Source organism: Citrobacter sp. wls619, from assembly GCF_005281345.1.
GTDB lineage: Bacteria > Pseudomonadota > Gammaproteobacteria > Enterobacterales > Enterobacteriaceae > Citrobacter.
In genome coordinates, this window is the sequence record NZ_SZXJ01000005.1 from 64,420 (window position 1) to 79,707 (window position 15,288).

Below are 15,288 nucleotides of genomic sequence, written 5' to 3' on the forward strand. Positions count from 1 at the left end.
TTCTGCAACTACGAATGGTTTTGCGTTTCGTTTTTTTATGGGGACCTTAAACGCCCGGCTCCTGATGCAACCGACGACATGCAGTGCCATCCTCACGGAACAGATGGCAACGCTCTGGCGGCAGGCCGATAGCGAATGTGGCACCCTCTTCTACCAACACCACGTCGTTCTGGCGGTAAACCAGGTTCTGACGGATGGCGGGGATCTGGATATGGATTTGTGTTTCGTGACCCAACTGCTCGACTACCTGTACTTCACCTTCGAGGGTGACATCAGCAATATCACTGGGCAGCAGATGTTCCGGGCGGATACCTAAAGACATATTGGCGCCGACCTGCACTGCGCGGCTTTCCACTGGTAGCCATATTTGCTGGCGGTTAGGCAGCTCAACCTGAACCTGATCGATCGCCGTTGCCGTCACTTTCACCGGCAGGAAGTTCATCTTTGGCGAACCAATAAACCCGGCAACAAAGCGGTCAGCCGGGTAGTGGTACAGCTCGAGGGGTTTACCGACCTGCGCAACGCGGCCGGCATCCAGCACCACAATTTTGTCGGCCAGGGTCATCGCTTCGACCTGATCGTGGGTGACGTAAATCATCGTGCGACCAAGACGCTTATGCAGGCGGGAGATTTCAATGCGCATCTGGACGCGCAGTGCGGCATCGAGGTTTGACAGCGGTTCGTCCAACAGAAAGACACGCGGCTCTGCAACCAACGTACGGCCAATCGCCACACGCTGACGTTGTCCACCGGAGAGCGCTTTGGGTTTGCGCTCCAGCAGATGGGCCAGTTGCAGCACTTCCGCGACCTGATTAACACGCTGGTTCATCACCTCTTTTTTCGCACCAGCGAGTTTGAGGCCGAATGACATGTTTTCAGCGACGGACAAATGGGGATACAGCGCATAGGACTGGAAGACCATCCCCACACCACGTTCAGCGGGTGGAATGTCGTTCATCCGGGTCTCCCCGATAAACAAATCACCACTGGTAATGGTTTCAAGTCCGGCGATCATACGCAGCAAGGTTGACTTACCACAGCCTGACGGTCCGACAAACACCACGAATTCCCCTTCGTGAATGTCGAGATTGATATCTTTCGATACCACCACGTCACCCCAGGCTTTCGTTACATTTCGCAGCTGTACGCTCGCCATGCCCTTCTCCCTTCGTTACAACCTGTCATCGACAGCAACATTCATTGATGGATTGACTATGCGTTATCCCTTAACGGCGTGAATCCTCCACCCCCCAGCTTTTTTATGGGGGAGGAGGCGGGAGGATGAGAGAGCAGCGTCTGAGACCCTGGCTACCTGCCTCAGAGGAATTTCGTGATGCAGCCTGCAAAAATCAGTGGGTTTTTATGTGCGCCAGTACGCATTACTCACATTTATGTAACACAGATCACATAAAGAACGGGTGGGGCGTAGGGGTAAGGAGGATGGAAAGAGGTTGTCGTATAAAGAAACTAGTAACCGTTAAGCCACCTCTGCAAAATCACCAAACAGGATGGGAACTATGAAAATCAAAACTGGCGCACGCATCCTCGCATTGTCCGCATTGACGACGATGATGTTCTCCGCCTCGGCTCTCGCCAAGATTGAAGAAGGTAAGCTGGTTATCTGGATTAACGGCGATAAAGGCTACAACGGCCTCGCTGAAGTGGGCAAAAAATTCGAGAAAGACACGGGAATCAAAGTCACCATTGAGCATCCTGACAAGCTGGAAGAAAAATTCCCGCAGGTTGCCGCGACCGGTGATGGCCCGGACATCATCTTCTGGGCGCATGACCGTTTTGGTGGTTACGCACAGTCTGGCCTGCTGGCTGAAATCACGCCTGACAAAGCGTTCCAGGACAAACTCTATCCGTTCACCTGGGATGCCGTACGCTATAACGGCAAGCTGATTGCCTACCCAATCGCGGTTGAAGCGCTGTCGCTGATTTATAACAAAGACCTCGTGCCGAACCCACCAAAAACCTGGGAAGAAATCCCGGCGCTGGATAAAGAGCTGAAGGCGAAAGGTAAATCTGCACTGATGTTCAACCTGCAAGAACCGTACTTCACCTGGCCGCTGATTGCTGCCGACGGTGGTTACGCATTCAAGTTTGAAAACGGCAAGTACGATGTGAAAGACGTCGGTGTGGATAACGCTGGCGCGAAAGCCGGTCTGACCTTCCTGGTTGATCTCATCAAGAACAAACACATGAACGCGGATACCGACTACTCCATCGCTGAAGCGGCCTTTAACAAAGGCGATACCGCGATGACCATTAACGGCCCGTGGGCATGGTCGAACATCGACAAGAGCAAAATCAACTACGGCGTCACGCTGCTGCCAACCTTTAAAGGCAAAGCGTCTAAACCGTTTGTCGGGGTACTGAGCGCCGGTATTAACGCCGCCAGCCCGAACAAAGAACTGGCAAAAGAGTTCCTCGAAAACTACCTGCTGACCGATCAGGGTCTGGATGAAGTGAACAAGGACAAACCGCTGGGTGCCGTTGCGCTGAAATCCTTCCAGGATCAATTAGCAAAAGATCCACGCATCGCGGCCACCATGGATAACGCCCAGAAAGGCGAAATCATGCCGAACATCCCGCAGATGTCAGCATTCTGGTACGCCGTTCGTACCGCAGTGATCAACGCAGCCAGCGGTCGTCAGACTGTTGATGCTGCACTGAAAGACGCGCAGGGTCGTATCACCAAGTAGTGCTGTAGCACACGTGCCAGATGGCGGCATAAATGCCTTATCCGGCCTACAACTTACCGTAGGCCTGATAAGCGCAGCGCCATCAGGCACGCTGACCAACAGGTTTTCATTGTTGTTGAGGATTGAACCCCATGGATGTCATTAAAAAGAAACACTGGTGGCAAAGCGACACACTGAAATGGTCAGTGATGGGTCTGCTTGGGCTACTGGTCGGTTACCTTGTTGTTTTGATGTACGCTCAGGGGGAGTACCTGTTTGCCATCATGACGCTGATTTTAAGCTCTGCAGGCCTGTATATTTTCGCTAACCGTAAAGCCTATGCCTGGCGTTATGTTTATCCTGGCGTCGCGGGGATGGGGCTGTTTGTTCTGTTTCCGTTGGTTTGCACCATCGCCATTGCCTTTACCAACTACAGCAGCACTAACCAGCTGACCTTTGAACGCGCTCAACAAGTCCTGATGGAGCGTTCATATCAGGCGGGCAAAACCTATAATTTCGGCTTGTATCCGGCGGGTGATGAGTGGCAACTGGCCCTTACCGACGGTGAAACAGGAAAAAATTACGTTTCCGACGCCTTTAAATTTGGCGGCGAGCAGAAACTGCAACTGAAGGACGCAGATGCACTGCCAACTGGCGAACGCGCGACGCTGCGCATCATCACCCAGAATCGTCAGGCGCTGACGCAGTTAACGGCCATTCTGCCGGATGACAGCAAAGTTATCATGAGTTCACTGCGTCAGTTCTCCGGCACGCAGCCGCTCTATACGCTCGCTGATGACGGCACGCTCACCAATAACCAGAGCGGCGTAAAATACCGCGCCAACAACGATGTTGGTTACTATCAGGCGATTAACGCTGACGGGAGCTGGGGTACAGAAAAACTCAGTCCAGGCTATACCGTCGCCATTGGGTGGGACAACTTCACCCGCGTCTTTACCGATGAAGGCATCCAGAAGCCGTTCTTCGCCATCTTTGTCTGGACGGTAGTCTTCTCGGTACTGACCGTTATTTTGACCGTTGCCGTAGGAATGGTGCTGGCCTGTCTGGTGCAATGGGAATCCCTGAAAGGTAAAGCGATTTACCGCGTCCTGCTGATCCTGCCCTATGCCGTGCCGTCGTTTATCTCGATTCTGATTTTCAAAGGATTGTTCAACCAAAGCTTTGGTGAAATCAACATGATGCTGAGCACACTGTTTGGCATCAAACCGGCCTGGTTCAGCGACCCGACCACCGCACGCTCGATGATTATTATCGTCAACACCTGGCTGGGTTATCCGTACATGATGATCCTGTGCATGGGGCTGCTGAAGGCGATTCCTGATGACCTGTATGAAGCATCAGCAATGGATGGCGCAGGCCCGTTCCAGAACTTCTTTAAGATTACGCTTCCGCTGCTGATTAAGCCGCTAACGCCGCTGATGATTGCCAGCTTTGCCTTTAACTTTAACAACTTCGTGCTGATTCAGCTGTTGACCAACGGGGGCCCGGATCGACTTGGCACCACCACGCCAGCCGGTTATACCGACCTGCTCGTGAGCTACACCTACCGTATCGCCTTTGAAGGCGGTGGCGGGCAGGACTTCGGTCTGGCGGCGGCGATTGCCACGCTGATCTTCCTGCTGGTAGGCGCACTGGCGATCGTGAACCTGAAAGCCACACGTATGAAATTCGACTAAGGAGGGCACGGAATATGGCTATGGTACAACCTAAATCTCAGAAGCTCCGCCTTCTAATCACGCACTTAGGGCTACTGATTTTCATTGCGGCGATCATGTTCCCGCTGCTGATGGTTATCGCCATCTCGCTGCGCGAAGGTAACTTTGCTACTGGCAGCCTGATCCCAGAAAACATCTCCTGGGAGCACTGGAAACTGGCGCTGGGCTTTAGCGTAGAGCACGCGGATGGCCGCGTGACCCCGCCGCCGTTCCCGGTGCTGTTATGGCTGTGGAACTCAGTGAAAGTGGCCACCATTACCGCGATCGGTATCGTGACGCTTTCCACCACCTGTGCTTATGCCTTTGCCCGCATGCGTTTCCCGGGCAAAGCAACGCTGCTGAAAGGGATGCTGATTTTCCAGATGTTCCCGGCGGTACTGTCTCTGGTGGCGTTATACGCGTTGTTTGACCGCCTGGGCCAGTACATTCCGTTTATCGGTCTCAACACCCACGGTGGCGTGATCTTCGCCTATCTTGGCGGTATCGCACTGCATGTGTGGACGATTAAAGGCTATTTCGAAACCATTGACGGTTCGCTGGAAGAAGCGGCCGCGCTGGATGGCGCAACGCCGTGGCAGGCATTCCGCCTGGTGCTGTTGCCGCTCTCGGTACCGATTCTGGCGGTCGTGTTTATTCTGTCGTTCATTGCCGCAATCACTGAAGTCCCGGTCGCATCACTGCTGCTGCGTGATGTGAACAGCTACACCCTTGCGGTAGGTATGCAGCAGTACCTCAATCCACAGAACTATTTGTGGGGCGACTTTGCCGCCGCAGCTGTACTTTCCGCCATTCCGATCACGCTGGTGTTCCTGCTGGCGCAACGCTGGCTGGTCAACGGCCTGACCGCGGGTGGTGTGAAAGGTTAAGTTTCATCAAAGTAGTTGTGTTACCCCGCCCGGCAACGGGCAATGCCACTGCAACCCTCAACTTATGTTATCCCAACCTGTGACTGTTATTCGGCGCTCTACGGAGCGCCCTTTTTTTATGTTATTTTGCATTGCCGTTATGATTATTTCCTTTCGTGCTCTCCATCACTGCAATTCAATTCTCCGCCTGACTGGCAACATATTAAACAGAGCTAAGATCACAGAAAAGACAAAACGTAATTGCAATGTAAAAAATGATAATTGTCTTCCCTGCCTGTTAAATCCACCATCTCCAATACTGATAAAAAGAGCTGTATCGTCTAAGGCAGGTCTGAATGAATACCCAATATAATTCCAGCTATATATTTTCGATTACGCTAGTTGCTACATTAGGAGGTTTATTATTTGGTTATGATACTGCGGTCATATCCGGTACGGTAGAGTCCTTAAATACCGTTTTTGTTGCCCCACAACACTTAAGTGAATCTGCCGCTAACTCGCTGCTAGGCTTCTGCGTTGCCAGTGCACTGATTGGTTGCATCATCGGCGGTGCGCTGGGCGGGTATTGCAGTAACCGCTTTGGTCGTCGGGATTCGCTGAAAATCGCCGCGCTGTTATTTTTTATTTCCGGCATCGGCTCCGCATGGCCGGAATTAGGTTTTACCACCATAAACCCCGATAATGCTGTGCCTGTTTATCTGGCAGGATACGTCCCCGAATTCGTTATTTATCGCATCATCGGTGGTATTGGCGTAGGTTTAGCCTCAATGCTCTCACCTATGTATATTGCTGAGCTGGCTCCGGCTCATATTCGTGGAAAACTGGTGTCATTTAACCAGTTCGCGATTATTTTTGGCCAGTTGCTGGTGTACTGCGTTAACTATTTTATTGCCCGTTCTGGTGATGCCAACTGGCTGAATACCGATGGCTGGCGATATATGTTTGCCTCCGAAAGTATCCCCGCCCTGCTGTTTTTACTGCTGCTGTATACCGTACCAGAAAGCCCACGTTGGCTGATGGCGCGCGGCAGACATGAACAGGCAGAAGGTATTCTGCGCAAGATTATGGGTAGCACTCTCGCCACCCAGGCAATGCAGGAGATTAATCAGTCACTCGAGCATGGCCGTAAAACCGGTGGTCGTTTGTTGATGTTTGGTGCAGGCGTGATCGTCATCGGCGTGATGTTGTCCATCTTCCAGCAGTTTGTCGGTATTAACGTCGTGCTGTACTACGCGCCGGAAGTCTTCAAAACGCTTGGTGCCAGCACCGATGTGGCGCTATTGCAGACCATTATTGTCGGCGTAATCAACCTGAGCTTCACCGTGCTGGCTATCATGACGGTAGACAAGTTTGGTCGCAAACCGCTGCAGATCATTGGCGCACTCGGCATGGCAATTGGGATGTTCAGTCTCGGTACCGCGTTTTATACCCAGGCTTCCGGCCTGGTGGCGCTGCTGTCGATGCTGTTTTATGTTGCGGCATTCGCCATGTCCTGGGGACCGGTTTGTTGGGTGTTGCTGGCAGAAATCTTCCCGAACGCGATTCGCGGTAAAGCACTCGCCATTGCGGTCGCGGCCCAGTGGCTGGCGAACTACTTCGTCTCCTGGACCTTCCCGATGATGGACAAAAACTCCTGGCTGGTTTCCCATTTCCACAACGGTTTCTCCTACTGGATCTACGGTTGTATGGGCATCCTGGCGGCGCTGTTCATGTGGAAGTTCGTGCCGGAAACCAAAGGCAAAACACTGGAAGAACTTGAAGAACTGTGGGAACCCGCCGCAGAGAAAGCCAAGCCCGTCTCTGCACAATAATCCTGACCTGCAACACGCCGCCCCAACGGCGTGTTGTTTTTTTACTCTCGCTTCAACCGCTTCGAATTGCACAGCCACAGGGTGATCACCAGCAGCAGGATCGCCGCAGAATAGATCAGCACATCCATGGGGGCTTTATGATCGACAATGATCAACCGCACAATCGCCGTGATCCCGATATAGACAAAGTAGCGCAGCGGAAAGTGAAACCCTGACTGAAAGTACTTAACAATCAGCGCAATAAATTCAAAATACAGAAAGTAAACCACCAGCCCTTCCACCAGCTCATATTTGCTGGTTTGTTCCGGCGCGAACAGCACATCAGCCAGATGCAGCGTTTCTTTCCCGAGGAATACGACCAGGATCAGGCCCAGACTCAGCAGCCCCAGATTCAACACGGTCTGCAAAATGGTGGCGATAAACTCCACGCGGGGACGAGATAGCGACGTCATAACAGCACCTCTTACTCAGTGGCGAAGTTCCTGTATAACGCAAAAATGTGACAGAGATCTATATTTTTTGTTTAGATTTTGTTCGCACAATGGTTCTTGCCGGATGGCGGCTTTGCCTTATCCGGCCTACCGTAGGCCCGGTAAGCGTAGCGCCACCGGGCGATCAACATGCACATCAACGGAAGTTCTCGCTCCTGTCACTGGTCATATCGTACAAACCAAACTTACGTCCAAGCTGCTGACCACCATCACGCGTTAACGGTGTCCAGCCTATCGCCGCACGACTGCGGGTTGGACCAGAGGAGAAAAGATCCAGCGGCACGGAAACGTACACCCCTTTGGTGAAATCCCCCTCTCCGTACTCGTCCGGCGATGCATTCGTGATGGTCGCATAGCCGCCAACAACCACGCCGCTATCGAAGCGTTTCGCCACTTCCAGCGTGCCGCCTTTATCACCCGCCAGATACTGCCCCACGCTGGCTTTCACCAGAACATCCTGAGCAAACGAAGGATTCCAGTATGCCGTCAAATGCCCGGTCTTCACGCTGTAGTCGGTGAACTTCATCATGTCCTGTGCGCTACGCCAGTCACGCTGTTTCACGTAGTTGGCATCAATGCCAAACGCCCAGTTGCTGTCCAGCGGACGATACAGCACTTCTGCCCCCGCTCCGCCGTACATGGTTTCCAGATAACCGCCGTAAACCTGTCCGTAGAATCCGTTACCGAGAGACTGGAAGTAATTGGCCTGCAGGTTATTCACGTAGACGTCGTTCTGTACATACTCACGCACATGGGTACGCACCCGCGGTAAATGCGAATCCTGCGGTGGGTTAGTGTAGTTAAACTTGTCGTAGTTATTGGCAAGGTTGGCAAACAGGCTACCGGTGGTCAGCAGGTGATCCGTGACCCACAGATCCGCCGTTCCCATCACGCCCAGTTGATACATATAGAAGTTTTCCGGGCCACCCACCGACTGGTTAAGTACCGGATCGATGTGAAAATCGAAACGTGATTTGTCGATATACCAGCCCTGCTCGGTGGTTTTCGGCACCACAGGCTCAACGCGTTTTTGCGCCAGTTGGGTTTCATGGCCCAGCGGTTCGCCTTCCAGATGGCGCTTGAGGCTGGAAACCTCCGTTTCGGTCGTCACCTGCGGTAAGTTCAGGCGATTTTCCGTAATGCGGATCGTACGGATCCCGTCGGGGAGATCGTTCATCACGATCCGGTTGGCGCGTTCGATCCCTTCACGCGAATCACGGTATTTCACCTGTTCACCCGTCACATACAGCGTATCGCCCTGCACCTGGATTTTAGGATCCGCCAGCCCGGCATTGTATTTCAGCAGCGTTAGCTGATTCGCCACCACCGAATGTTGCAGGATGGCATCCTGCGGCTGCGGCTGATATTTCGGGCGGGCATTGTCATTATACGCGGGTCGCAGATCGTTAAAGTTAGTCCGCAGCGTGAAGCCAAACATAACAGTGTTGCCGCGCTCGTAGCTGAGGTTAACGTCGGCCCAATCGGTGACGCGATAAATAGCGCCGACGTTAAACTTGCTCTTCTGATCCAGCTTACCCGCAAAATCCTGCTGATAATTATTACCTTCATACTCCAGCTTCAAACGCAGCGGCTGCCAAGGGGTGTGATATTCCACACCGCCAAACAACGATGCCGGACCATGGAACATCTGGCTTCCATCGATAGAACCCGCCTGTTTGTAGCTATTGTCGCGATAACAGAATTTATCGCTGTAGGAGCACAGCGGGTTGCTGACATTACCGCTGGTCCCAAGGTATCCCCAGCCGAGGCCAAGCGAGAAATCAAACGGTCCCCAGGCTTTACTCGCCACAATGTACTCCGCGTCAAACAGGCCCGTTCCACCAATATCGCGTGCGCCCACCGCCACCTGCGGCAGCCAGTAGCTCTCTTCCCACAACCGCAGTTTGAGATCAAAAGCTTTATCCTTGTAAGTCTGATCGCCAGAAAACGACGCCACGCTGCTGTATTGTTTGGTACGCACATCGGTGTAGCGCAGCGTGGTTTCCAGCCAGGGGAAAAGCTGCACCGACCCTGAGTAGTAACGGTACTGATCGTTATCGCGGTAGTTGAGGCTCATTTCGCCCTCACGCGCCATGCGTGCGGTTGGGGTTTGCAGCAACCCCACGCCGCCAAAATCGGACTGTGATGGTCCTATGGGCGCGGGCCAGGTTTCACCGTGGCAGGCAACGCTTACGCCCAGCGCCAGTAAGCTGAGCAGGTAAGTTTTTCTCATTATTCGGGTATCCGCTGGGTCAGGGTGCGAAGAATGTCGGCATTGATTTCATCTGGGGCGCTGCTCCAGACAGCATCAGAGAGTCCAACAAAAATAATGCTGCCGGGCATCGGCTCAACGTGGCGTTTGTTCCAGTAAGCGACCGAAACTTTTTGCGTGCGTCCGTCGGGATAGATGACCCAGGCGTAGCTGCGATCTGCACCGCTGAGCCGACTTTGCCCATCGAGATAGCTGGCAACATCACGCCCGGGCATAAACGGTTGTTTACCTGGGCGGCTTAGCAGGCCAAACAGCGTGATATCAGTTGGCTGTGGACCGACCCACAGCGTGTAATGGCCCTGCAACGGCGGGTTGCCTCGCTCGCTGACGCGCACCACATCCGGGTCAAGATTAATCATCTGTCTGCCGGTCACCTTCAGCGCCTGAATTTGCTGGCGTAATGCGTTGATAGACGCGGCATCGTCACCGCTTTCTTCAGCGCTCAGCGTCGCCAGGCGCGCCAGTAACGCCTGCTGCTGACGTTGCGCCTCCGTGGTTGCCCGCTCTTCGCTGATAACCGCGCCTGGCCACCAGCTATTGCTCAACAGCGGCTGTCCGACAAGATCGAGCAGATGTTCGGCCCCGGTCAGCGTTTTTGGCTCTGCGCTGGCGGAGGTAAAGACCTTAACGCTGCCCGCAGCAAAAACGGACGCTGTGCTCAGACTTAACAGCAGCGCCAGTACGGCTCGTTTGATCATGATTTTGCCGCCTTAATCAGCGTGGTTTTCACCGGGAAGTAACGTGCGCCAAGATACTGTTCCGACTGGCGAATCTGCCCTTCACTGTCTATCCAGTAGCGGTTATGCCAGCGTGTTTGTTCGGTAGTTATCTCTTCATCGAGGAGCCGTACCGGCGTGTTATCGCTGCCGACTTTGATGGTGTCTGCGCCATCCCATTTGAAAACTGAGCGTGCGGTGGCATAGCGTACCTGCTGATGTTCAGTCCAGCCCATCGTACGGGTCCACGTTGCGCCATCGATTATTTGATTTGGTTTGATGAGCGGGTCTGCCGCCAGATTATTCATCTCGATCAGGTTGTCACCACCGAGCTGCGTTTTCACAATGCGCCCATGCTGCGTGACGAGAATGGCCCGATCCTGAGTCACCCATTTTTGCTGTCCGTTTTCTGCGAACGCGAGTACCACAAACAACTGGGGACCGCCGTTGAGTTGCATGTACTGGCTGGCGTAGGGCATGTTTTGGATTTCATCGTCCGTCATCTGTACGCCGGGAGTACCAAACACGCTCTCCCATAGCGAATGACCCAACCCTTCGGTGGTGGCTGAGCACGCCTGCAGTAACAGGCAAACCATTATGATCGCTGGTCGCTTCACGACGTTTCTCCGCAGCGGCAAAATAACCACACCGAAGTGTGGTTAGAATTAAACGTACCGGTATTACTGGGTACTGGTGGTTGTTGTTGTGGTGGTTCCGGTATTAGAGCCATCGCCACCACCGGTCGCCGCCAGGGCAACCCCCACCGCAGAACTTACGGTGCTCACGCTGGTTGCGGAGGAACTTCCTGCCGAAACCGACGCGGCAGCCGACCCTGCAGCCTCACCCACCTCAACGGGGGCGGCATAGACAGAAGTCGCCGCAAGCGCAGATATAGCCCACAGGCCATACAGAACTTTTTTCATCACAAATTCCCTTCATTGTATGAATGGAGATTTACCCAAAAGAATTTCGGGCGAGATCGAGTATACACAAGCGAAAGTGCGCAAATTACGCCATGCGGGAATTTAGGATAATTAGCCAGCAAGAGAGAAAATAATTATCTGTCGATAATAAAATTAAAATAATCAATCAGTTATTATATATAAATAAAAAATACAATATCCGGCAAATCTGAAAATATCAGAGACATGACAACGTTGAATGAATTATTTTAGGATTAAGCTCAATTAAGAAATGAAACAAAGGCGTAGATATCCTGGAGTAATCTTATAAAAAAAGCCGATATTAATATCGGCTTTTTTATTTCATTAATGCCGGATGGCGGCGAAACGCCTTATCCGGCCTACAAGTGTGCGCCTGTAGGCCTGATTAGCGCAGCGCCATCAGGCACGCCAGGACTTATAACGGTTAATCAAACCGTTGGTAGAACTGTCGTGGCTGCTCACTTCGGAACCATCTTTCAGCTCTGGCAGAATGCGGTTTGCCAGCTGTTTGCCCAGCTCCACGCCCCACTGGTCGAAAGTGAAGATGTTCAGGATAGCGCCCTGAGTAAAGATTTTGTGCTCATACAGTGCAATTAGCGCACCCAGGCTAAACGGCGTGATTTCACGCAGCAGAATGGAGTTGGTCGGGCGGTTGCCTTCAAACACTTTGAACGGCACAACATGTTCGAGCTGGGCCGGATCTTTACCCTGGTCGCGGTATTCCTGCTCAACCACTTCACGAGATTTACCGAATGCCAGCGCTTCGGTTTGCGCGAAGAAATTCGACAGCAGTTTCGGATGGTGATCGGACAGCGGGTTGTGGGTGATCGCCGGCGCGATAAAGTCACAAGGAACCATTTTGGTGCCCTGATGAATCAGCTGGTAGAACGCATGCTGGCCGTTAGTACCCGGCTCACCCCAGATGATTGGGCCAGTCTGGTAATCCACCGCATTGCCGTTACGGTCAACGTATTTACCGTTGGATTCCATATTGCCCTGCTGGAAGTAGGCCGCGAAACGGTGCATATACTGGTCATACGGCAGAATCGCTTCGGTTTCGGCACCGAAGAAGTTGTTGTACCAGATACCGATCAGCGCCAGCAGCACTGGCAGGTTTTTCTCAGCCGGCGTGGTGGAGAAGTGTTTGTCCATCGCGTGCGCGCCGGAGAGCAACTCAACGAAGTTGTCGAAGCCCACGGACAGAATGATGGACAGGCCAATGGCAGACCACAGGGAGTAACGACCGCCAACCCAGTCCCAGAACTCAAACATATTGGCGGTATCAATACCAAACTCGCCAACCGCTTTACCGTTAGTGGAGAGCGCAGCGAAGTGTTTGGCAACGTGCTTGTTGTCGCCTGCGGTCGCCAGGAACCAGTCGCGCGCGCTGTGGGCGTTGGTCATGGTTTCCTGGGTGGTGAAGGTTTTGGAAGCGACCAGGAACAGCGTGGTTTCCGGGTTCACTTTCTTCAGCACTTCGGCAATGTGCGTACCATCGACGTTAGACACAAAGTGCATGTTCAGGTGATTTTTGTACGGACGCAGCGCTTCGGTCACCATGAACGGGCCGAGGTCAGAACCGCCGATACCGATGTTTACTACATCAGTGATGGCTTTACCGGTATAGCCTTTCCAGCTTCCGGAGATGATCGCTTCAGAGAAGGATTTCATCTTCTCCAGCACCGCGTTCACTTCCGGCATGACATCTTTGCCGTCAACGATGATAGGCGTATTGCTACGGTTGCGCAGCGCCACGTGCAGCACGGCACGGTCTTCGGTGCGGTTGATTTTCTCACCGGAGAACATGGACTTGATGGCACCCGCCAAATCGGTTTCTTTCGCCAGATCCTGCAGTTTAGCCAGCGTCTCCTCAGTGATGCGGTTTTTGGAGAAATCCACCAGCATCAGATCGTCAAACGTCGCGGAAAACTTAGTGAAGCGATCGCTATCTTTCGCGAACAGATCCGCGATAGTAACGTCTTTCATTTCTTCAAAGTGTTTTTGTAATGCCTGCCAGGCTGAGGTCTGCGTTGGATTGATGTTTTTCATTAGCAATACTCTTCTGATTTTGAGAATTGTGACTGAGATCGATTGTAACGCCAGTCACAGAAAAGTGTGATTGTTTTAATGCCATTGCCAGGGCATCCGCCAAACGTGGCTAAAAAGTATAGCGGTTATCAGCGTTGTTATTAGTACCGTTACTCAACGCAGTTGCAGCATGAAAAATCCGCATAATCCCAGCGTTGACAGTGCAAGCTACACATTTTATTTATAAATACGGTATTTGCATTTGCGCCTGCACCGGTTTCCGTTCTGCCTTATGTGCCATGGTCGCTCTATTCATTCCCTGACACGAGGTAGTTATGACTGATGTAGTTGTCTCCAAGTTTGGCGGTACCAGCGTGGCGGATTTTGACGCCATGAATCGCAGCGCTGATGTAGTGCTTTCTGATGCTAATGTCCGTGTAGTGGTACTTTCCGCTTCCGCAGGCATTACCAATCTGCTGGTTGCACTGGCAGAAGGGCTGGAGCCGACTGAGCGCTTCGAGAAACTCGACGCCATTCGTCAAATTCAGTTCAATATTCTGGAACGCCTGCGTTATCCGAACGTGATCCGTGAAGAGATCGAACGTCTGCTGGAAAACATCACTACGCTGGCCGAGGCGGCCTCACTGGCGACCTCAACCGCGCTAACGGATGAACTGGTCAGCCACGGTGAACTGATGTCTACCCTGCTGTTTGTTGAGATCCTGCGCGAGCGTAACGTGCAGGCCCAATGGTTTGACGTACGTAAAGTGATGCGCACCAACGATCGCTTTGGTCGTGCTGAGCCAGATGTGGCGGCGTTGGCCGAACTGGCAGCCATCCAGCTTGCCCCGCGGCTGAGCGAAGGTCTGGTCATTACTCAGGGCTTTATCGGTAGCGAAAGCAAAGGCCGCACCACCACACTCGGACGCGGCGGCAGCGATTATACGGCCGCCCTGCTGGCCGAAGCGCTGCACGCCACGCGCGTCGATATCTGGACCGATGTTCCTGGCATTTACACCACCGATCCGCGCGTTGTTCCCGCAGCGCAGCGTATCGATGAGATTGCCTTCGAAGAGGCCGCGGAAATGGCAACCTTCGGTGCGAAAGTCTTGCACCCGGCAACCCTGTTACCTGCCGTACGTAGCGATATTCCGGTATTTGTGGGCTCGAGCAAAGATCCAAAAGCAGGCGGCACGCTGGTATGTAATAAAACCGCGAATCCACCGCTGTTCCGGGCGCTGGCCCTGCGCCGTAAACAAACGCTGTTGACGCTGCATAGCCTGAATATGCTGCACTCTCGCGGCTTTTTAGCGGAAGTATTCGGCATTCTGGCACGCCACAATATCTCGGTAGATTTGATCACCACATCCGAAGTCAGCGTGGCGCTGACGCTGGATACCACCGGCTCCACCTCCACCGGCGATACGCTGTTAACACAGTCTCTGCTGATGGAACTGTCTGCCCTGTGTCGGGTTGAAGTTGAAGAAGGCCTGGCGCTGGTCGCGCTGATTGGTAATGACCTGTCGAAAGCCTGCGGCGTCGGCAAAGAGGTGTTCGGTGTACTGGAGCCATTCAACATTCGCATGATTTGCTACGGCGCATCCAGCCACAACCTGTGCTTCCTGGTGCCGGGCACCGAAGCCGAGTTGGTCGTCCAGAAACTGCACCATAATTTGTTTGAATAATATTCCATCACGCGATAAACAATAACTATAGCCGGGCTCGAACCCGGCTTTT

12 protein-coding genes are annotated in these 15,288 nt (G+C 53.0%); 5 read left to right on the forward strand and 7 right to left on the reverse strand.

What is annotated here, in order from left to right; genetic code table 11:
* Nucleotides 1-46: 46 nt before the first annotated feature.
* Entirely contained in the window at nucleotides 47-1,156 is a 1,110-nt protein-coding gene (gene malK, locus FDX19_RS00485) for a maltose/maltodextrin ABC transporter ATP-binding protein MalK (protein ID WP_005132674.1), read from the reverse strand.
* Between the two features lie 361 nt (nucleotides 1,157-1,517).
* Here malK and malE point away from each other — a divergent pair, with 361 nt between their 5' ends.
* The 4 genes from malE (at nucleotide 1,518) to xylE (ending at nucleotide 7,100) form a co-directional block, all read left to right on the forward strand.
* On the forward strand, nucleotides 1,518-2,708 hold the full coding sequence (malE, locus tag FDX19_RS00495; RefSeq protein ID WP_003031680.1) for a maltose/maltodextrin ABC transporter substrate-binding protein MalE: 1,191 nt from the start codon (nucleotides 1,518-1,520) through the stop codon (nucleotides 2,706-2,708).
* A gap of 131 nt (nucleotides 2,709-2,839) precedes the next feature.
* Nucleotides 2,840-4,384, forward strand: coding sequence for a maltose ABC transporter permease MalF (malF, locus tag FDX19_RS00500; RefSeq protein WP_137381189.1), 1,545 nt, complete (start codon nucleotides 2,840-2,842; stop codon nucleotides 4,382-4,384).
* Nucleotides 4,385-4,398: 14 nt separating this feature from the next.
* Complete coding sequence (gene malG / locus FDX19_RS00505; protein WP_137381190.1) at nucleotides 4,399-5,289, forward strand: maltose ABC transporter permease MalG; 891 nt, start codon at nucleotides 4,399-4,401, stop codon at nucleotides 5,287-5,289.
* A 335-nt stretch (nucleotides 5,290-5,624) separates the two neighbouring features.
* Entirely contained in the window at nucleotides 5,625-7,100 is a 1,476-nt protein-coding gene (gene xylE / locus FDX19_RS00510; RefSeq protein WP_137381191.1) for a D-xylose transporter XylE, read from the forward strand.
* Nucleotides 7,101-7,141: 41 nt separating this feature from the next.
* Here xylE and psiE read toward each other — a convergent pair whose 3' ends face one another.
* The 6 genes from psiE to pgi all read right to left on the reverse strand — a co-directional run bounded on the left by psiE (nucleotide 7,142) and on the right by pgi (nucleotide 13,572).
* Nucleotides 7,142-7,552 carry a phosphate-starvation-inducible protein PsiE gene (gene psiE / locus FDX19_RS00515; protein WP_137381192.1) on the reverse strand — a complete coding sequence of 137 codons (411 nt, stop codon included), beginning with the start codon at nucleotides 7,550-7,552 and terminating at the stop codon, nucleotides 7,142-7,144.
* Between the two features lie 175 nt (nucleotides 7,553-7,727).
* Nucleotides 7,728-9,824, reverse strand: coding sequence for a YjbH domain-containing protein (locus tag FDX19_RS00525; RefSeq protein ID WP_137381193.1), 2,097 nt, complete (start codon nucleotides 9,822-9,824; stop codon nucleotides 7,728-7,730).
* Complete coding sequence (locus tag FDX19_RS00530) at nucleotides 9,824-10,561, reverse strand: capsule biosynthesis GfcC family protein (protein ID WP_137381194.1); 738 nt, start codon at nucleotides 10,559-10,561, stop codon at nucleotides 9,824-9,826. Before FDX19_RS00530 ends, FDX19_RS00525 begins: the two co-directional genes overlap by 1 nt.
* The gene (locus FDX19_RS00535; protein ID WP_047407247.1) at nucleotides 10,558-11,196 is read right to left on the reverse strand and encodes a YjbF family lipoprotein; all 639 of its coding nucleotides are present in this window, start codon (nucleotides 11,194-11,196) and stop codon (nucleotides 10,558-10,560) included. The genes FDX19_RS00530 and FDX19_RS00535 overlap by 4 nt, the downstream gene beginning before the upstream one ends.
* 63 nt (nucleotides 11,197-11,259) lie before the next feature.
* Nucleotides 11,260-11,502, reverse strand: coding sequence for an exopolysaccharide production protein YjbE (yjbE, locus tag FDX19_RS00540; RefSeq protein WP_043018063.1), 243 nt, complete (start codon nucleotides 11,500-11,502; stop codon nucleotides 11,260-11,262).
* A gap of 420 nt (nucleotides 11,503-11,922) precedes the next feature.
* Entirely contained in the window at nucleotides 11,923-13,572 is a 1,650-nt protein-coding gene (pgi, locus tag FDX19_RS00545) for a glucose-6-phosphate isomerase (protein ID WP_137381195.1), read from the reverse strand.
* A 314-nt stretch (nucleotides 13,573-13,886) separates the two neighbouring features.
* Here pgi and lysC point away from each other — a divergent pair, with 314 nt between their 5' ends.
* Entirely contained in the window at nucleotides 13,887-15,236 is a 1,350-nt protein-coding gene (gene lysC / locus FDX19_RS00550; RefSeq protein WP_137381196.1) for a lysine-sensitive aspartokinase 3, read from the forward strand.
* Nucleotides 15,237-15,288: the final 52 nt, after the last annotated feature.